This is a genomic window from Paraburkholderia sp. SSBN10T, from assembly GCF_056619545.1.
In genome coordinates, this window is sequence record NZ_JBWQQI010000036.1 from 49,349 (window position 1) to 68,916 (window position 19,568).

Annotated in this window: 13 protein-coding genes and 4 tRNA genes; all 17 read right to left on the reverse strand. The window is 59.6% G+C overall.

The genetic code is table 11. From position 1 onward, the window contains the following. Nucleotides 1-16 precede the first annotated feature (16 nt). A complete protein-coding gene (gene fusA / locus AC1ECK_RS34875) occupies nt 17-2,119 on the reverse strand; it encodes an elongation factor G (RefSeq protein WP_480327544.1) in 2,103 nt (700 codons plus the stop codon). A 133-nt stretch (nt 2,120-2,252) separates the two neighbouring features. Continuing rightward, nucleotides 2,253-2,723, reverse strand: coding sequence for a 30S ribosomal protein S7 (rpsG, locus tag AC1ECK_RS34880; protein WP_006053291.1), 471 nt, complete (start codon nt 2,721-2,723; stop codon nt 2,253-2,255). 179 nt (nt 2,724-2,902) lie between these two features. Further along, nucleotides 2,903-3,283 (reverse strand): 30S ribosomal protein S12, encoded by a 381-nt coding sequence (gene rpsL / locus AC1ECK_RS34885; RefSeq protein WP_102645290.1) that lies wholly within the window; start codon nt 3,281-3,283, stop codon nt 2,903-2,905. A 212-nt stretch (nt 3,284-3,495) separates the two neighbouring features. Next, nucleotides 3,496-5,343 (reverse strand): DNA helicase RecQ, encoded by a 1,848-nt coding sequence (recQ, locus tag AC1ECK_RS34890; protein ID WP_480327546.1) that lies wholly within the window; start codon nt 5,341-5,343, stop codon nt 3,496-3,498. 204 nt (nt 5,344-5,547) lie between these two features. Further along, nucleotides 5,548-9,786, reverse strand: a complete 4,239-nt coding sequence (gene rpoC, locus AC1ECK_RS34895; RefSeq protein ID WP_480327548.1) for a DNA-directed RNA polymerase subunit beta' — start codon at nt 9,784-9,786, stop codon at nt 5,548-5,550. Nucleotides 9,787-9,807: 21 nt separating this feature from the next. Then, nucleotides 9,808-13,914: a DNA-directed RNA polymerase subunit beta gene (gene rpoB / locus AC1ECK_RS34900; RefSeq protein WP_480327550.1), complete on the reverse strand. Its 4,107-nt coding sequence runs from the start codon at nt 13,912-13,914 to the stop codon at nt 9,808-9,810. A 369-nt stretch (nt 13,915-14,283) separates the two neighbouring features. Continuing rightward, the gene (rplL, locus tag AC1ECK_RS34905; protein ID WP_094781735.1) at nt 14,284-14,661 is read right to left on the reverse strand and encodes a 50S ribosomal protein L7/L12; all 378 of its coding nucleotides are present in this window, start codon (nt 14,659-14,661) and stop codon (nt 14,284-14,286) included. Between the two features lie 63 nt (nt 14,662-14,724). Beyond that, a complete protein-coding gene (gene rplJ, locus AC1ECK_RS34910; RefSeq protein WP_480327552.1) occupies nt 14,725-15,222 on the reverse strand; it encodes a 50S ribosomal protein L10 in 498 nt (165 codons plus the stop codon). Between the two features lie 302 nt (nt 15,223-15,524). Then, nucleotides 15,525-16,223 carry a 50S ribosomal protein L1 gene (rplA, locus tag AC1ECK_RS34915; protein ID WP_480327554.1) on the reverse strand — a complete coding sequence of 233 codons (699 nt, stop codon included), beginning with the start codon at nt 16,221-16,223 and terminating at the stop codon, nt 15,525-15,527. Next, nucleotides 16,224-16,655, reverse strand: a complete 432-nt coding sequence (rplK, locus tag AC1ECK_RS34920) for a 50S ribosomal protein L11 (protein ID WP_074262715.1) — start codon at nt 16,653-16,655, stop codon at nt 16,224-16,226. Between the two features lie 165 nt (nt 16,656-16,820). Next, entirely contained in the window at nt 16,821-17,378 is a 558-nt protein-coding gene (gene nusG / locus AC1ECK_RS34925) for a transcription termination/antitermination protein NusG (RefSeq protein WP_007180147.1), read from the reverse strand. Between the two features lies 1 nt (nt 17,379). Further along, a complete protein-coding gene (secE, locus tag AC1ECK_RS34930; protein ID WP_074301410.1) occupies nt 17,380-17,760 on the reverse strand; it encodes a preprotein translocase subunit SecE in 381 nt (126 codons plus the stop codon). A gap of 35 nt (nt 17,761-17,795) precedes the next feature. Next, nucleotides 17,796-17,871 (reverse strand) — tRNA-Trp (locus tag AC1ECK_RS34935). 64 nt (nt 17,872-17,935) lie between these two features. Continuing rightward, entirely contained in the window at nt 17,936-19,126 is a 1,191-nt protein-coding gene (gene tuf / locus AC1ECK_RS34940) for an elongation factor Tu (RefSeq protein ID WP_074262708.1), read from the reverse strand. A gap of 62 nt (nt 19,127-19,188) precedes the next feature. Next, nucleotides 19,189-19,263: transfer RNA gene (locus AC1ECK_RS34945), tRNA-Thr, on the reverse strand. Nucleotides 19,264-19,279: 16 nt separating this feature from the next. Further along, a tRNA-Gly gene (locus AC1ECK_RS34950) sits at nt 19,280-19,353 on the reverse strand. 42 nt (nt 19,354-19,395) lie between these two features. Beyond that, nucleotides 19,396-19,481, reverse strand: a tRNA-Tyr gene (locus tag AC1ECK_RS34955). Nucleotides 19,482-19,568 lie beyond the last annotated feature (87 nt).

Genomic DNA, 19,568 nt, shown 5'->3' on the forward strand with positions numbered 1-19,568 from the left:
ATGACTTGCCGCGCGCTTACTTCGACTTCGCGTTGATGATTGCTTCCGACACGTTGCGCGGTGCTTCCGAGTAATGCTTGAACTCCATCGTGTACGTTGCACGACCTTGGCTCAGCGAGCGCAGCGACGTCGAGTAGCCAAACATTTCCGACAGCGGTACTTCGGCGCGAACGATCTTGCCGCCACCGATCATGTCTTCCATGCCCTGGACGATACCGCGACGACCCGACAGGTCGCCCATCACGTTGCCCATGTAGTCTTCCGGCGTTTCGACTTCCACAGCCATCATCGGTTCGAGGATGACCGGGCTTGCCTTGCGCATTGCTTCCTTGAACGCCATCGAACCGGCCATGCGGAACGCGTTTTCGTTCGAGTCAACATCGTGGTACGAACCGAACGTCAAGTGAACCTTCACGTCAACGACCGGGAAGCCTGCCAGCACGCCTGCCTTCAGCGTTTCCTGGATCCCCTTGTCGACTGCCGGGATGTATTCACGCGGAATCACACCGCCCTTGATTTCGTCCAGGAACTCGTAGCCCTTGCCCTGCTCATTCGGCTCGAGCGTGATGACCGCGTGGCCGTACTGGCCGCGACCACCCGACTGCTTGACGAACTTGCCGTCAACGTCTTCCGCCTTGCCGCGAATCGTTTCGCGGTAAGCAACCTGCGGCTTGCCGACGGTTGCTTCGACGCCGAATTCACGCTTCATCCGGTCAACCAGAATTTCGAGGTGGAGCTCGCCCATGCCCGAAATAATAGTTTGACCCGATTCTTCGTCCGTTTGGACGCGGAACGACGGATCTTCCTGAGCCAGACGGTTCAGCGCCAGACCCATCTTCTCCTGGTCGGGCTTCGTCTTCGGCTCAACAGCCTGCGAAATCACCGGCTCCGGGAAAATCATGCGTTCGAGCACGATCGGGCTCTGCGGATCGCACAGCGTGTCGCCGGTCGTCGCGTCTTTCAGGCCAACTGCCGCAGCGATGTCGCCTGCGCGCACTTCCTTGATTTCTTCGCGCTGGTTGGCGTGCATCTGCAGAATACGACCCAGACGTTCCTTCTTGTCCTTCGTCGCGTTCAGCACCGTGTCGCCCGAATTCACAACACCCGAGTACACGCGGAAGAAGATCAGCTGGCCGACGAACGGGTCGGTCATGATCTTGAATGCCAGTGCCGAGAATTTTTCGTCATCAGCAGCGCGGCGCTCACCCTGTTCGCCGTTTTCCAGTTCGCCGGTAACCGGCGGGATGTCGACCGGCGACGGCAGGAAGTCGAGCACGGCGTCCAGCATCCGTTGCACGCCCTTGTTCTTGAACGCGGTACCGCACAGCATCGGCTGGATTTCGCAAGCGATCGTACGGTCGCGCAGACCCTTGACGATTTCCTCTTCCGTCAGCTCGCCCTCTTCGAGGTACTTGTTCATCAGCTCTTCGTTCGACTCAGCCGCAGCTTCGACCATCTTTTCACGCCACTCGTTGCACGAGTCGACGAGTTCTGCCGGGATATCTTCGTACGAGAACTTGGTGCCTTGGGACGCGTCGTCCCAAATGATCGCCTTCATCTTCAGCAGATCGACCACGCCCGTGAACGTTTCTTCAGCGCCGATAGGCACCACGACCGGAACCGGGTTCGCCTTCAGACGCAGCTTGAGCTGGTCGTAGACCTTGAAGAAGTTCGCGCCGGTACGGTCCATCTTGTTGATGAACGCGAGACGGGGAACCTTGTACTTGTTGGCCTGGCGCCACACGGTTTCCGACTGCGGCTGCACGCCGCCCACTGCGCAGTACACCATGCATGCGCCGTCGAGCACGCGCATCGAGCGCTCAACTTCAATCGTGAAGTCGACGTGGCCCGGGGTGTCGATGATGTTGATGCGGTGCTCAGCGCGGTCGCCAGCCATGCCTTTCCAGAAGGCGGTGGTAGCAGCGGACGTGATGGTAATACCGCGTTCCTGTTCCTGCTCCATCCAGTCCATGGTGGCAGCGCCGTCGTGAACTTCACCAATCTTATGGTTCACGCCGGTGTAGAACAGAATGCGCTCGGTCGTCGTCGTTTTGCCGGCGTCGATGTGAGCGCTAATACCGATGTTGCGGTAGCGCTCGATAGGTGTCTTGCGAGCCACTTTGATCCTCTATGGGGATGACGCGATGCGAGAAATACCCATCGCGCTGTAACACAAACGGGCGAGGCGCTTTATAAGCGCACCCGCCCGGAATTTCTTTCCGATTTCTTCCGCTAACCCGGGGTCGGGCAGCTTAGAAGCGGAAGTGCGAGAACGCCTTGTTGGCTTCTGCCATCCGGTGAACTTCGTCGCGCTTTTTCATTGCGCCGCCACGGCCTTCGGCCGCTTCGGAGAGTTCACCTGCGAGGCGCAGGGCCATCGACTTCTCGCTGCGCTTCTTCGCAGCTTCGCGCAACCAACGCATCGCCAATGCCATACGACGCGACGGACGCACTTCGACCGGAACCTGATAGTTTGCACCACCAACGCGACGGCTCTTCACTTCGACCACCGGCTTCACGTTGTTGAGCGCTACCGTGAACACTTCCAGCGGGTCCTTGCCACCCTTGGTCTGGATCTGTTCAAAAGCGCCGTACACGATACGCTCGGCAACCGACTTCTTGCCGGAGAGCATCAGTACGTTCATGAACTTGGCTACATCTACGTTACCGAACTTCGGATCCGGCAACACTTCCCGCTTGGGGACTTCGCGACGACGCGGCATGTTTCTTCCTTTAACTTTTCAGTTGGAGCTAGGTTTAGCCCCGCGGCCACCAACTAACCCGATTCATCTCTAACGACTTACCAGCCTGGTCGGGTGACCACTTACTCGACAGCACCGGCGATTCCGGCACCACCGCTAATACCGCCTTTGCAGGCGACCTGAAACTACTGACCGGCTAGTTACTTGCCAGCCTTGGCACGCTTCGCACCGTACTTCGAGCGAGCTTGCTTACGGTCCTTGACGCCCTGGGTATCCAGCGAGCCGCGAACCATGTGGTAACGCACACCCGGCAAGTCCTTCACACGACCGCCGCGAATCAGCACGACCGAGTGTTCCTGCAGGTTGTGGCCTTCACCACCGATGTACGAAATGACTTCGAATCCGTTCGTCAGGCGCACCTTGGCGACCTTACGAAGTGCCGAGTTCGGCTTCTTCGGCGTCGTGGTGTACACACGGGTGCACACGCCGCGACGCTGGGGGCAGTCCTGCAAAGCCGGGCTCTTGCTCTTCGCTGTTTCCGAAGCGCGGCCTTTGCGAACCAGTTGATTGATGGTTGGCATTGTTTATTCCTGAAATTGAACAAAATCGACGCAAATCTTTCTGGGCAAAGCAGAAACGATTGCGCATCGAGCTTCCGGACCAAGGCGCTGTGACGCACGATTTGACCCCGCGCGACGGCATTCCAAGAACCGGAACCTAGCATAATATTCCGAAAATACTAAGGGAGTCAACAGGTTGCGAGGTTTCGCACCCCTGACCGACTCGCGCGCAGCTAGTCGGCGCCAACCACTTCCAGCAATTCCCAGCCGAAGCGGTCCAGTTTGCGCGCGCCCATGCCCGGAATTCCGCGCAAGTCCTCGATCGAGCCGGGGCCGTTGCGGGCAATTTCAGCCAAGGTCGCGTCGTGGAAAATGACGTAGGCCGGCACGCCGTCGGTCTTCGCCGTTTCGGTGCGCCAGGCGCGCAGCCTGTCCCAGCGGGCCCGCTCGCGCGGCCCCATGCCGATCGTCGGATCGGCACGCTCACTGGTGCGGCCGGATGACTGGCGGGTGCGAGTAGGCTTCACATAGCGACGCATCGTGACGTTCTGCTCGCCTTTGAGTACCGGCTTGCTCGCCTCGGTAAGCACCAGCGAGCCAAAGCCCTCGTGGTCGACCGTCAGGTAGCCGAACGCGACAAGCTGACGGAAGATGGCACGCCATTCCGGCTCGCCTAGTGCGGCCCCGATTCCGAAGGTGGTCAGCTTTTCATGGCCGCGCTGCAGGATCTTCTCGCTGCGATTGCCACGCAAGATGTCGATCAGATGGCCGGCGCCGAAGTGAAAACCACTCGCCCGCTGCGCGCGGAACACGCAGGACAGCGCCATTTGCGCCTCGCGCGTCGCATCCCACGTGTCGGGCGGTTCGAGACAGGTATCGCAGTTGCCGCAGGGCTGGCTGGATTCGCCGAAATAGTTGAGCAACCGCACGCGCCGGCAAGTCGCTGCTTCGCACAGCCCGAGTAGCGCGTCGAGTTTGCCGGTCTGCACTCGCTTGTGGGCGTCGTCGGCATCCGACTCATCGATCATCTTGCGCTGTTGCACCACGTCGCCGAGGCCGTAGGCCATCCAGGCGTTCGCCGGCATCCCGTCGCGACCGGCGCGGCCGGTTTCCTGATAGTAGCCTTCCACACTCTTCGGCAAATCCAGGTGGGCTACAAAACGCACATCAGGCTTGTCGATGCCCATGCCGAACGCGATCGTCGCGCACATGACAATACCTTCCTCGCGCTGGAACATCTCCTGATGCTTCTGGCGGATCTCGAACTCCATGCCCGCGTGATAAGGCAGTGCCCGCATGCCCTTCTCTTTCAGCCACTCGGCGGTTTCTTCCACCTTGCGGCGCGACAGGCAATAGACCACCCCCGCGTCGGTCGTGCCATCCGGTTTCGAATGTTCGGCGCGGATGAAGTCCAGCAATTGGGTGCGCGCGTTGTCCTTCTCGACGATGCGATAGCGGATATTCGGGCGGTCGAAGCTGGAGACGAAGACCCGCGCGTCGTCCAGCGCTAGCCGGTGGATGATCTCGTCGCGGGTAATCGCGTCAGCGGTCGCCGTGAGCGCAATGCGCGGCACATTGGGAAAGCGCTCGTGCAGCACCGAAAGCTGAATGTACTCGGGGCGGAAGTCGTGCCCCCATTGCGACACGCAATGCGCCTCGTCAATTGCAAACAGGCCGATGCGGGTGCGCTCGAGCAGCTCCTGGAAGCGCGAGGTCATCAGCCGTTCCGGTGCGACATACAACAGATCGATCTCGCCCTCGCGCAACGCACGCTCGGTCGCGGCGGCCTCGGGGCCAGATAAGGTCGAATTCAGATACGCGGCCCGGACACCAACTTCCTTGAGCGCGGCGACCTGATCCTGCATCAGCGCGATCAGCGGCGACACCACGATACCGGCCCCCAGCCCCGCCTCCCGCCGCACCAGAGAAGGGATCTGGTAACACAGCGATTTGCCGCCGCCCGTGGGCATCAACACGAGGCAATCGCCGCCGCCGGCGACGTGCTCGACAATTTCGCCCTGTTGCCCTCTGAACGCGGGATAGCCGAAGACTTCGTTGAGGATTTCGAGCGGACGGGACATGAATTTGAGAGAAGACAGCACAAAGCCGGTGACACGAATTTTACCAACGCATTCGCGCGGCGCCCGCGCTTTCCGGCAACGTTAGCCAAACGGCCTACAGAACCGGACAACAGCGCGTCAAGAATGGTGCATAAAAAAAGCCGCTCAGTCGAAACTGAGCGGCTTCGCTGGCTGGTGAGCCCAAGCGGCTTGCGCCGCCGGAACTTACTCGCCTGAGTGCTGCTGTTCGGCGGCCGGGGTTTCCGGCGTACCGAATTCGAACGACTCTTCCGCTGCGATCTGATCGAAACGCTCGCGGTCGGACAGTTCCTTGCTCTTGCGTGCCTTGTGGAACGCGAGACCCGTACCGGCCGGAATCAGACGGCCGACGATCACGTTTTCCTTCAGACCGCGCAGATCGTCGCGCTTGCCCATGATCGCCGCTTCGGTCAGCACGCGGGTCGTTTCCTGGAACGACGCTGCGGAGATGAACGAATCGGTCGACAGCGACGCCTTCGTGATACCGAGCAAGACGTTTTCGTACGTTGCCGGACGCTTGTCTTCCGCGATCATGCGGTCGTTCTCGTCGAGCATATCCGACCGCTCGACCTGTTCGCCCGGGATGAAACGCGTATCGCCGTTGTCCGTAATCTGCACGCGGCGCAGCATCTGACGAACAATCACTTCAATGTGCTTGTCGTTGATCTTCACGCCCTGCAGACGGTACACGTCCTGCACTTCGTCCACGATGTAACGCGACAGCGCTTCGACGCCCTGCAGACGCAGGATGTCGTGCGGATCAGCCGGTCCGTCAACGATCATTTCGCCCTTGTTGACGACCTGACCATCGTGCACCAGAACCTGCTTTTCCTTCGCGATCAGGAACTCGTGCTGGTTGCCCTCGAGGTCCGTGATAACGAGACGCTGCTTGCCCTTCGTGTCCTTACCGAACGACGTCGTACCCGTGACTTCCGCCAGGATACCTGCGTCCTTCGGCGAACGTGCTTCGAACAGTTCCGCCACACGCGGCAGACCGCCGGTAATGTCACGCGTCTTCTGCGATTCGGTCGGGATACGTGCGAGCACTTCACCCACCTGCACTTGCTGACCGTCCTTCACGGTGATCAGAGCACCGACCTGGAAGCCGATCTGCACCGAGTGCTCGGTGTTCGGGATCTTGACTTCTTCGCCGTTCGCATCGAGCAGCTTGACCTGCGGACGCACCGTCTTCGACGCTTGCGAACCGCGGCGCTTCACGTCGATCACGACCAGCGTCGAGAGACCCGTCACATCGTCGATCTGCTTGGCAACCGTCACGCCTTCTTCGACGTTTTCGAACTTTACCGTACCACCGTACTCGGTGATGATCGGACGCGTCATCGGATCCCACGTCGCCAGTTGCGTGCCGGCCTTGATCTGCGCGCCGTCGAGTTGCAACAGCGTCGCGCCGTACGGCACCTTGTGACGTTCACGCTCACGGCCGTGGTCATCGGTGATCATCGCTTCGCCCGAACGCGAGATGACGATCTGCTCGCCCTTCGCATTCGTCACGTAACGCATCGTCGACGTGAAACGGACCGTACCGTTCGACTTGGCTTCGATCGACGAGGCCACTGCCGCACGCGATGCCGCACCACCGATGTGGAACGTACGCATCGTCAACTGCGTGCCCGGTTCACCGATCGATTGGGCAGCGATCACGCCCACTGCCTCACCGACGTTGACCGACGAGCCACGGCCCAGGTCGCGGCCGTAGCAGGCTGCGCACAGACCGTAACGCGTTTCGCAGGTCAGCGGCGTACGCACGCGCACTTCGTCGATGCCGAGGCGTTCGATTTCTTCGACCGCGTCTTCATCGAGCAACGTGCCTGCTTCGAACAGCGTTTCCTGCGATTCCGGATTGACGACGTCAGCCACCGCCACGCGACCAAGGATACGGTCACGCAGTGCTTCGACGACTTCACCGCCTTCGACCAACGCCTTCATGGCGACGCCGTTCGACGTACCGCAATCGTCTTCGACCACCACCAGGTCCTGCGTCACATCGACCAGACGACGCGTCAGGTAACCCGAGTTTGCCGTCTTCAGTGCCGTATCAGCCAGACCCTTACGTGCACCGTGGGTCGAGATGAAGTACTGCAACACGTTCAGGCCTTCGCGGAAGTTCGCCGTAATCGGCGTCTCGATGATCGAGCCGTCCGGCTTCGCCATCAGGCCACGCATACCGGCCAGCTGACGAATCTGAACTGCGGAACCACGAGCACCCGAGTCCGCCATCATGTAGATGGAGTTGAACGACTCCTGACGCGTTTCGTTGCCGTCGCGATCGACCACCGGCTCCGTCGAGAGCTGCTCCATCATCGCCTTGCCGACCGCTTCCGACGTTGCCGACCAGATGTCGACCACGTTGTTGTAGCGCTCTTGCGACGTGACGAGACCCGACATGTACTGACGGTCGTATTCCTTCACCTTCTTCGCGGCGTCGCCGACGATGGTTTCCTTTTGCGGCGGCACGAGCATGTCGTCCACGCAAATCGAAATCCCCGCGCGCGTTGCCAGACGGAAACCCGACTGCATCAACTGGTCGGCGAAAATCACCGTTTCGCGCAGACCGCACTTGCGGAATGCGGTGTTGATCAGGCGCGAGATTTCCTTCTTCTTCAGCGGCTTGTTCAGCACCGAGAACGGCAGGCCCGGCGGCAGGATTTCCGACAGGATTGCACGGCCGACGGTCGTCGCATACAGCGTGATCTTCGGCACGAACGCCGGCGCGCCTTCCGACTTGTCTTCGTTGTGGACCATTTCGGTGATCCGCACGTTGACGCGCGAGGCGAGTTCGACTTCCTTGTTCTCGTACGCACGCAGCGCTTCCGAGACGCCCGTGAACGTCAGGCCTTCGCCCTTGGCGTTCACAGCTTCACGGGTCGCGTAATACAGGCCGAGCACGATATCCTGCGACGGCACGATCGACGGATCGCCGTTGGCCGGGAACAGGACGTTGTTCGACGCCAGCATCAGCGTACGCGCTTCCATCTGCGCTTCGAGCGACAGCGGCACGTGCACAGCCATCTGGTCACCGTCGAAGTCGGCGTTGAACGCCGCGCAAACGAGCGGGTGCAGCTGGATTGCCTTACCTTCGATCAGCACCGGCTCGAAAGCCTGAATGCCAAGACGGTGCAGCGTCGGCGCACGGTTCAGCATGACCGGATGCTCGCGGATCACCTCTTCGAGGATGTCCCACACCACCGGCGTCTGGTTCTCGACTTCCTTCTTCGCAGCCTTGATGGTCGTCGCAACGCCCATCACTTCCAGCTTGTTGAAGATGAACGGCTTGAACAGTTCGAGCGCCATCAGCTTCGGCAGACCGCACTGATGCAGCTTGAGCGTCGGGCCGACCACGATCACCGAACGGCCCGAGTAGTCCACGCGCTTACCGAGCAGGTTCTGACGGAAACGACCGCCTTTACCCTTGATCATGTCAGCGAGCGACTTCAGCGGACGCTTGTTCGCGCCGGTCATTGCCTTGCCGCGACGGCCGTTATCGAGCAGCGAATCGACGGCTTCCTGCAGCATCCGCTTTTCGTTGCGGACGATGATTTCAGGCGCCTTCAGTTCGAGCAGACGCTTCAACCGGTTGTTACGGTTGATCACGCGGCGATACAGGTCGTTCAGGTCCGACGTCGCGAAGCGGCCGCCATCCAGCGGCACCAGCGGGCGCAGTTCCGGCGGCAGCACCGGCAGCACTTCGAGCACCATCCAGTCAGGCTTGATGCCCGAACGCTGGAAAGCCTCGAGCACCTTCAGGCGCTTCGCGTACTTCTTGATCTTCGCTTCCGAACCCGTGTTCTTGAGTTCGGTGCGCAGCATCTCGACCTGCTCGTCGATATTGATCGCACGCAGCAGTTCGCGCACGCCTTCCGCGCCCATCTCGGCGCGGAATTCGTCACCGTACTCTTCGACCTTGTTGTAGTAATCCTCTTCGGTCATGATCTGCCGCGCTTTCAGCGGCGTCATGCCCGGATCGATCACCACGTATGCTTCGAAGTACAGCACGCGCTCGATGTCGCGCAGCGTCATATCGAGCACCATGCCCAGACGCGACGGCAGCGACTTCAGGAACCAGATGTGTGCAACCGGCGAAGCCAGTTCAATGTGGCCCATCCGTTCGCGACGCACCTTTGCCAGCGTGACTTCAACACCGCACTTCTCGCAGATCACGCCGCGGTGCTTCAGGCGCTTGTACTTGCCGCACAGGCATTCGTAGTCCTTGATCGGCCCGAAAATCTTCGCGCAGAACAGGCCATCGCGTTCCGGCTTGAACGTCCGGTAGTTGATGGTTTCCGGCTTCTTCACTTCACCGAACGACCACGAGCGAATCTTGTCTGGCGAGGCCAGACCGATCTTGATCGCGTCAAAAACTTCTTCTTGTTGGACTTGCTTGAATAGATCGAGCAGAGCTTTCATTGCCTTCTCTCCGTAGTCCGATTAGTTGCGGTCGAGGTCGATGTCGATACCGAGCGAGCGGATTTCCTTCACCAGCACGTTGAAGGATTCCGGCATGCCTGCATCGATCACGTGATCGCCCTTGACCAGGTTCTCATAAACCTTGGTCCGGCCAGTCACGTCGTCCGACTTCACCGTCAGCATTTCCTGCAGCACGTACGATGCGCCGTACGCTTCGAGCGCCCACACTTCCATTTCACCGAAACGCTGGCCACCGAACTGCGCCTTACCGCCCAACGGCTGCTGCGTCACGAGCGAGTACGGGCCCGTAGAACGCGCGTGCATCTTGTCGTCGACCAAGTGGTGCAGCTTCAGGTAGTGCATGTAGCCGACCGTCACCGTCCGTTCGAACATCTCGCCCGTGCGGCCGTCGTACAGACGCACCTGGTTCTTCGACGGCGTCATGCCGAGGTTCTTCGCGATGTCGTCCGGGAACGCCAGATCCAGCGCGCGCGACATTTCTTCTTCCGTCGCACCGTCGAACACCGGCGTGGCAAACGGAACGCCTTCGCGCAGATTCTTCGCCAGTTCGACGATTTCGTCGTCGGTGAAGCTGTCCAGCTCTTCGGCGCGGCCCGACTCGTTGTAGATCTTGGTCAGGAATTCGCGCAGTTCAGCGATCTTCGCCTGACGCTGCAGCATTTCGCCGATACGCCAGCCCAGACCCTTCGCTGCCCAACCCAGATGCACTTCGAGAACCTGACCCACGTTCATCCGGGACGGCACGCCGAGCGGATTCAGCACGACGTCAGCCGGACGGCCGTCGGCCATATACGGCATGTCTTCGATCGGCACGATCTTCGACACCACACCCTTGTTACCGTGACGGCCGGCCATCTTGTCACCAGGCTGCAGGCGACGCTTGACTGCCAGATACACCTTGACCATCTTCAGCACGCCCGGCGGCAGTTCGTCGCCCTGGGTGAGCTTCTTGCGCTTTTCTTCGAACGCCAGGTCGAACTGGTGACGCTTCTGTTCGATCGAGTCCTTGATGGCTTCGAGCTGCGCCGCTGCTTCTTCGTCCGCGAGGCGGATGTCGAACCAGTGGTAGTGATCCAGATCTTGCAGGTAAGCCTGATCGATCTTCGTACCCTTGGCGAGCTTCTTCGGGCCACCGTTGGCAACCTTGCCGTCCAGCATCCGTGCGAGACGCTGGAACGCGTCGCCTTCCACGATACGCAGCTGGTCGTTCAGGTCGAGGCGATAGCGCTTCAGTTCATCGTCGATGATCTGCTGGGCGCGCTTGTCGCGCTGGATGCCTTCACGCGTGAACACCTGCACGTCGATGACCGTGCCGCTCATGCCCGACGGCACGCGCAGCGACGTATCCTTCACGTCCGAAGCCTTTTCACCGAAGATCGCGCGCAGCAGCTTTTCTTCCGGCGTCAGTTGGGTTTCGCCCTTCGGCGTCACCTTACCGACCAGCACGTCGCCCGCTTCGACTTCTGCGCCGATGTAGACGATGCCCGACTCATCGAGACGGCCGAGTTGCACTTCAGCCAGGTTCGAGATGTCACGCGTGATTTCTTCCGGTCCGAGCTTCGTGTCGCGAGCCACGACGTTCAGTTCTTCGATGTGGATCGAGGTATAGCGGTCGTCAGCAACCACCTTCTCCGAGATCAAGATCGAGTCTTCGAAGTTGTAGCCGTTCCACGGCATGAACGCGACCAGCATGTTCTGGCCGAGAGCCAGTTCGCCGAGGTCGGTCGATGCACCGTCAGCCAGCACGTCGCCGCGCGACACGATGTCGCCGACCTTCACGATCGGGCGCTGGTTGATGTTCGTGTTCTGGTTCGAGCGCGTGTACTTGATCAGGTTGTAGATGTCCACGCCGACGTCGCCAGCAGCGGCTTCATCGTCGTTCACGCGGATCACCATACGGCCTGCGTCGACGTAGTCGACCACGCCGCCGCGGAATGCCTGAACCGTCGTACCCGAGTCGACCGCCACCGTGCGCTCGATACCGGTACCGACCACAGCCTTTTCAGGACGCAGACACGGCACAGCCTGACGCTGCATGTTCGAACCCATCAAGGCGCGGTTCGCGTCATCGTGCTCGAGGAACGGAATCAGCGAAGCTGCCACCGAGACGATCTGCGACGGCGCCACGTCCATGTACTGGATGCGGTCCGGCGTGACCATCAGCGTTTCGCCAGCTTCACGCGACGACACCAGTTCGTCGGTCAGCGAGCCATCAGCAGCCACCGCCGCGTTCGCCTGAGCGATCACGTAACGGCCTTCTTCGATCGCCGACAGATAGTCGATCTGATCCGTCACCTTGCTGTCCACGACCTTGCGATACGGCGTTTCCAGGAAGCCGTATTCATTCAGGTGCGCGTACAGTGCGAGCGAGTTGATCAGGCCGATGTTCGGACCTTCCGGCGTTTCAATCGGGCACACACGGCCGTAGTGGGTCGGGTGCACGTCGCGGACTTCGAAGCCGGCGCGCTCACGCGTCAGACCGCCCGGGCCAAGTGCCGAAACACGGCGCTTGTGGGTGATTTCCGACAGCGGGTTGGTCTGGTCCATAAACTGCGACAGCTGCGACGAACCGAAGAACTCGCGAATTGCCGACGAAATCGGCTTCGAGTTGATCAGGTCGTGCGGCATCAGGTTTTCGCTTTCAGCCTGACCCAGACGCTCCTTGACAGCACGCTCCACACGCACGAGACCGGCGCGGAACTGGTTCTCCGCCAGTTCGCCGACGCAACGCACGCGACGATTGCCCAAGTGGTCGATATCGTCCACTTCGCCCTTGCCGTTACGCAACTCGACCAGGATCTTGATCGTGGCGAGGATGTCGTCGTCTTGCAGCGTCATCGGGCCGACGATTTCGTCGCGGCCGACACGGCGGTTGAACTTCATACGACCCACCTTGGACAAGTCGTATGCGTCTTCGCTGTAGAACAGACGGTTGAACAGCGCCTCGACCGCTTCTTCGGTCGGCGGTTCGCCCGGACGCATCATGCGGTAGATCGCGATGCGAGCGGCCATCTTGTCGGCGGTTTCGTCGATACGCAGCGTCGACGAGATGTACGGACCTTGATCCAGATCGTTCGTGTAGAGCGTCTGGATATCCTTGATCTTCGCTTCGCGCAGCTTTTCGAGGACGGTTTCGGTGATTTCGTCATTCGCATTAGCGATGACTTCACCAGTGTCGCCGTCAACGACGTTCTTCGCCAGCACGCGGCCGAGCAGATAGTCTTCAGGGACCGAGATGAACTTCGTCTTCGCGTTTTCGAGGTCGCGAATGTGCTTGGCGTTGATCCGCTTGTCCTTCTGGACGATCACGTTACCGTCACGGTCCGTGATGTCGAAACGCGCGACTTCACCACGCAGACGCTCCGGCACGAATTCCATCTGCGCGCCTTCCGGCATCAGCGTGAAATTGTCGAACACGAAGAAGTTCGCGAGGATCTGTTCCGGCGTGAGGCCGATGGCCTTCAGCAGGATCGTGACCGGCATCTTGCGGCGGCGGTCGACGCGGAAATACAGCACGTCCTTCGGATCGAATTCGAAGTCGAGCCACGAACCACGGTAAGGAATGATACGTGCCGAGAACAGCAGCTTGCCCGAGCTATGCGTCTTGCCCTTGTCGTGTTCGAAGAACACGCCCGGCGAACGGTGCAACTGCGAAACGATCACACGTTCCGTGCCGTTGATGACGAACGAACCGGTCGGCGTCATGAGCGGAATTTCGCCCATGTACACTTCCTGCTCCTTCACTTCCTTGACGACCGGCTTGCTCGGCGATTCCTTGTCGAGCAGCACGAGGCGTACCTTCGCGCGCAGTGCAGAGCAGTACGTCAAGCCGCGCTGCTGACATTCCTTGATGTTGAATGCCGGCGGCGACAGCATGTAGCTGACGAACTCTAGACGAGCGAAGCCGTTGTGAGAAACAATAGGGAAAACGGACGTAAACGCCGCTTGCAGGCCTTCCGGCTTGCGTTGCGTCGAAGACGTGTCGGCTTGCAGGAAAGTGCTGAATGATTCAAGCTGGGTAGCCAGCAGGAAAGGTACTTGGTGAACGATGGGGCGCTTCGCGAAACTCTTGCGAATACGCTTCTTCTCGGTGAAGGAATATTGCATACGATCTCCGAATCACGGCGGGCATTGTTGTCGAGGCAGGATACCTTGATGAGACAACCCGAGTGTTCACCGACTGAGACCCGATGGCCGTCCGATGGCTTGAACGAGCCTAGAAGCTTGGTGGTTGGCCGCTACCAACCGCTGGCTGACGGCAGCGGATGCCTGTGTTGCCCGCTACCCGACCAAACTTGCCTTCTGCAGTCGCTTCAGAAGACAAAGAGAATCGCCGGTCAATGTTGCCGAAAGGCGGTTTTCTTTGGCTTCTAGGGTTACGTTCTTGCTGAAACAGGCCTGCAAAAACGTAGTCCCCACAAAGCACAAAAAGGCCGGCGGTGGAAAACCGCCAGCCTTCGCACAGCGCGCTGAAACTTACTTGATTTCAGCCTTCGCGCCGGCTTCTTCCAGCTTCTTCTTGGCTTCTTCAGCTGCAGCCTTCGGTACCGCTTCCTTGACAGGCTTCGGTGCACCGTCGACCAGGTCCTTCGCTTCCTTCAGGCCGAGACCCGTCAGTTCGCGAACAGCCTTAATCACGGAAACCTTGTTCGCGCCAACTTCAACCAGGTTGACGGTGAATTCGGTTTGCTCTTCAGCTGCAGCAGCGCCGCCGCCTGCACCTGCCGGGCCTGCCACTGCAACAGCAGCTGCCGACACGCCAAACTTTTCTTCGAACGCCTTAACCAGCTCGTTCAGTTCCAGAACCGACATCGAGCCTACGGCTTCGAGGATGTCTTCTTTTGCGATTGCCATTTGAAATACTCCTAAATTGAATTCGGATACAGTCAGCGATCAATTACGCTCGGCTGCGGATCGTTAAGCTGCTTCGCCTTGTTTCTTTTCTGCCAGCGCGGCCAGAGCGCGCGCAAAGCCAGAAACAGGTGCTTGCATAACGAACAACAGCTTGGAGAGCAGCTCCTCGCGGCTCGGGATGTTGGCCAGCGCTTGCACGCCTGCCTTGTCCATCACGTTGCCTTCGTAGGAACCAGCCTTGATGACCAACTTGTCATTGCTCTTGCTGAAGTCATTGACGACCTTAGCAGCAGCAATTGCATCTTCCGAGATGCCGTAGATCAGGGGGCCAGTCATCTGCTCTGCCAGCGGAGCAAACGGCGTACCTTCGACAGCGCGACGCGCCAGCGTGTTCTTCAACACGCGCAGGTACACCTGTTGCTCACGCGCTTTCGCGCGCAGCTTGGTCAGATCGCCAACCGCGATTCCACGATACTCAGCCAGAACCACGGTCTGGGCTTTCGCGACTTGCGCGGCAACCTCAGCGACGACGGCCTGCTTGCTTTCTTTGTTGAGTGGCACGGTTAACCTCCAGATTCGATACACGCGGCGTGCGCCTTGTGTACCGCGTTCAATAACGGCGTCCGACCAGTCAGGAGTATTTCGACCGCCTGTTGTCCCCATTGCTGCGGACAACAGGCGGTTTCATCACTACAAAACCTTTTCGGGTTCGCCATCTGCGTTGGCTTTACATTAAGGGTCGGCCTACCTGCTGCTTTCCCGCCAACGGTCTTTGACAACCGGCCGCTCGATGCGAACTGCCATCTTGCGGCCGCCCAAAGCCCTTAAAACCACCCCGACTCACATCGAGGCGGTAAATTTTCTTACTGTGCAGCGATCGTTGCTTGATCGACGCGAACACCCACGCCCATCGTGCTCGACAGCGCAACCTTACGCAGGTACACACCCTTGCTCGTTGCCGGCTTCGCCTTTTGCAGCGCTTCGACCAGAGCACTCAGGTTGCTGCGCAGAGCCGCCGGCTCGAACGAAGCACGGCCGATCGTAGCGTGGATGATACCGGCCTTGTCGACACGGAATTGCACCTGACCAGCCTTGGCGTTCTTCACAGCCGTCGCGACGTCCGGCGTCACGGTACCGACCTTCGGGTTCGGCATCAGGCCGCGCGGGCCGAGGATCTGACCGAGCGTACCGACAACGCGCATCGTGTCCGGCGAAGCGATCACGATGTCGAAGTTCAGGTTGCCGGCCTTGACTTGTTCAGCTAGGTCTTCCATACCGACGATTTCGGCGCCAGCTGCACGAGCCTGCTCAGCCTTTTCGCCCTGGGCGAACACAGCCACACGGACCGACTTACCGGTACCTGCAGGTAGAACGACCGAGCCACGAACCACTTGATCCGACTTCTTCGCGTCGATGCCGAGTTGCACAGCAACGTCGATCGACTCGTCGAACTTCGCGCTTGCGCACTCTTTCACGAGCGACAGCGCTTCGTCGATCGCGTACAGCTTCTGGCGATCAACCTTGTTTGCAAATGCTTGCAGACGCTTCGAAAGCTTAGCCATTTACACGCCCTCCACGGTGATGCCCATCGAGCGGGCGCTACCAGCGATGGTACGGACCGCTGCATCCAGGTCAGCTGCCGTCAGATCGGGCATCTTGGCCTTGGCGATGTCTTCAGCTTGAGCTCGCGTGATCTTGCCGACCTTGTCGGTGTGCGGCTTTGCCGAACCCTTGTCGATCTTCGCTGCCTTCTTGATCAGAACCGTAGCCGGCGGCGTCTTCAGAACAAACGTGAAGCTCTTGTCGGCGAACGCGGTGATCACGACCGGAATCGGCAGACCCGGTTCCATTGCTTGGGTCTGCGCGTTGAACGCCTTGCAGAACTCCATGATGTTCAGGCCGCGCTGGCCCAGTGCCGGACCAACCGGCGGCGACGGGTTGGCTTTACCTGCAGGAATCTGCAGCTTGATAAAGCCGATGATTTTCTTTGCCATGTTGAAAACCTCGTTGGAACGCCGCACTGCTGCGTGCGAACGTTCAGTGAGTAGTAGCGCGCGTTCGCCGAAAAAGCTGACTACTGACGCTCCTCAACGGCCATTACGCGGACCGTAAGCGCGAAATACGGAGCGCGCCGTTAGGCGCGCTCCGTAGAATCCTGATTACAACTTTTCGACCTGACCGAATTCCAACTCGACCGGCGTTGCGCGGCCGAAAATGGTGACCGACACTCGGACGCGCGACTTTTCGTAGTTCACTTCTTCGACGCTGCCGTTGAAATCTGTGAACGGGCCGTCCTTGACGCGAACCATTTCGCCGACTTCGAACAGGGTCTTGGGGCGCGGCTTCTCAACGCCTTCCTGCATCTGCGACATGATCTTCTCGACTTCCCGCGGGGAAATCGGGCTCGGACGATTGCGTGCACCGCCCACAAAACCGGTCACCTTTGCCGTGTTCTTCACGAGGTGCCACGTTTCGTCGGTCATTTCCATCTCGACGAGCACATAGCCCGGGAAGAAACGACGCTCGGTCACCGACTTGTGACCGCCTTTGACTTCTACCACTTCTTCAGTCGGCACAAGGATCTGGCCAAACTGGTCTTGCATGCCTGCACGTTCAATGCGCTCCTGAAGCGCACGTTGCACGCTCTTCTCCATGCCGGAGTAGGCGTGCACCACATACCAACGTTTTCCACTCGGGGATGCCGGAGTATCGCTCATATCATTTCCAACCCAGAATCGCCGAGAAAATCGCCCATTCGATGGATTTGTCGCAAATCCACAGAAACACCGCCATGATGAACACAAATGCGAACACCACGAGAGTTGTTTGCGTCGCCTCTTTACGAGTCGGCCAGACAACCTTGCGGACTTCCTTGTACGAGTCCTTGGCGAATGCGATGAAACCCTTACCGGGCGCGGAGAGAAGTCCGACTGCAACACCCGCGATAACGCCAACAGCCAAGGCGGCTCCGCGGACGTACCATTCCTGGCTACCGAGCCAGAAGAACCCCACGAACCCGGCCAAGACCAACAATACGCCCGCGGCTAGCATTAGCTTGTCGCCGGAAGTATTTACAGTTTCGACGGAAGGATTCGCCATAACACCTTAACGAGCGCCACATACGGCGCGAGAGTTGGCAGGGGCAGAGGGAATCGAACCCCCAACCTTCGGTTTTGGAGACCGACGCTCTGCCAGTTGAGCTATACCCCTAAACCATTTTGGGGTTGACGACACCGCCAACCCCGAAACTTCTAATCAACGAGTACTGGCTGGCTTACTCGAGGATCTTGGCGACGACACCTGCGCCGACGGTACGGCCACCTTCACGGATGGCGAAGCGCAGACCTTCTTCCATCGCGATCGGGTTGATCAGCTTCACCGTGATCGACACGTTGTCGCCCGGCATGACCATTTCCTTGTCCTTCGGCAGCTCGATCGAGCCCGTCACGTCCGTCGTACGGAAGTAGAACTGCGGACGATAGTTGTTGAAGAACGGCGTGTGGCGACCGCCTTCGTCCTTGCTCAGCACGTACACTTCTGCCGTGAAGTGCGTGTGCGGGTTGATCGAACCCGGCTTGGCCAGAACCTGGCCACGCTCCACGTCTTCACGCTTCGTGCCGCGCAGCAGGATACCCACGTTGTCGCCTGCCTGACCCTGGTCGAGCAGCTTGCGGAACATTTCCACGCCCGTGCACGTCGTCTTCACCGTCGGCTTGATACCGACGATTTCGATTTCTTCGCCGACCTTGACCACGCCACGCTCAACGCGGCCCGTCACCACCGTGCCACGACCCGAGATCGAGAACACGTCTTCCACCGGCATCAGGAACGCGCCGTCAACTGCACGCTCCGGCGTCGGGATGTACGTGTCCAGCGCGTCGGCCAGGTTCATGATCGCCACTTCACCCAGTTCGCCCTTGTCGCCTTCCAGCGCCAGCTTGGCCGAACCCTTGATGATCGGCGTGTCGTCGCCCGGGAAGTCGTACTTCGACAGAAGTTCGCGAACTTCCATCTCGACCAGCTCCAGCAGCTCAGCGTCGTCCACCATGTCGCACTTGTTCAGGAACACGATGATGTACGGCACGCCGACCTGACGCGCCAGCAGGATGTGCTCACGCGTTTGCGGCATCGGGCCGTCTGCTGCCGAGCACACCAGGATTGCGCCGTCCATCTGTGCCGCGCCCGTGATCATGTTCTTCACATAGTCAGCGTGGCCCGGGCAGTCAACGTGCGCGTAGTGGCGGTTCGCCGTTTCGTACTCGACGTGCGCGGTGTTGATCGTGATGCCGCGTGCCTTTTCTTCCGGCGCTGCGTCGATCTGGTCGTACGCCTTCGCTTCGCCGCCGAACTTTGCGGTCAGCACCGTCGTGATCGCTGCCGTCAGCGTGGTCTTGCCGTGGTCAACGTGACCGATCGTGCCGACGTTCACGTGCGGCTTGGTCCGCTCAAACTTACCCTTGGCCATTTTCGACTCCTAAGAGGATTATCCGTACGTTGCGCGGCGCGCAAACAATCACTGAGTACTTCTGGTGCCCATGGGCAGGATCGAACTGCCGACCTCTCCCTTACCAAGGGAGTGCTCTACCACTGAGCCACATGGGCACTACATCTTCGTTACTGGAGCGGGTGAAGGGAATCGAACCCTCGTCGTAAGCTTGGAAGGCTTCTGCTCTACCATTGAGCTACACCCGCAAGGATCTTTTCGATTCCCAACAACTACTTCAGCATGCATTCTGGTGGAGGAGGTTGGATTCGAACCAACGTAGGCGTAAGCCAACAGATTTACAGTCTGCCCCCTTTAGCCACTCGGGCACCCCTCCGCAGAGAACTGATGATTATGGGGGAAGAGCACTACAATGTCAAGCACTCCTTGACCGCTCAAAACCCAACCGCTCTCACTTATAAGC

Coding starts and splice junctions, on each gene's coding strand:
- rplA (WP_480327554.1), bottom strand. CDS start 16,223: ATGGCTAAGCTTTCGAAGCGTCTGCAAGCATTTGCAAACAAGGTTGAT.
- recQ (WP_480327546.1), bottom strand. CDS start 5,343: ATGTCCCGTCCGCTCGAAATCCTCAACGAAGTCTTCGGCTATCCCGCG.
- rpoC (WP_480327548.1), bottom strand. CDS start 9,786: ATGAAAGCTCTGCTCGATCTATTCAAGCAAGTCCAACAAGAAGAAGTT.
- tuf (WP_074262708.1), bottom strand. CDS start 19,126: ATGGCCAAGGGTAAGTTTGAGCGGACCAAGCCGCACGTGAACGTCGGC.
- rpsG (WP_006053291.1), bottom strand. CDS start 2,723: ATGCCGCGTCGTCGCGAAGTCCCCAAGCGGGAAGTGTTGCCGGATCCG.
- secE (WP_074301410.1), bottom strand. CDS start 17,760: ATGGCGAATCCTTCCGTCGAAACTGTAAATACTTCCGGCGACAAGCTA.
- nusG (WP_007180147.1), bottom strand. CDS start 17,378: ATGAGCGATACTCCGGCATCCCCGAGTGGAAAACGTTGGTATGTGGTG.
- rplL (WP_094781735.1), bottom strand. CDS start 14,661: ATGGCAATCGCAAAAGAAGACATCCTCGAAGCCGTAGGCTCGATGTCG.
- rpsL (WP_102645290.1), bottom strand. CDS start 3,283: ATGCCAACCATCAATCAACTGGTTCGCAAAGGCCGCGCTTCGGAAACA.
- rpoB (WP_480327550.1), bottom strand. CDS start 13,914: ATGCAATATTCCTTCACCGAGAAGAAGCGTATTCGCAAGAGTTTCGCG.
- rplK (WP_074262715.1), bottom strand. CDS start 16,655: ATGGCAAAGAAAATCATCGGCTTTATCAAGCTGCAGATTCCTGCAGGT.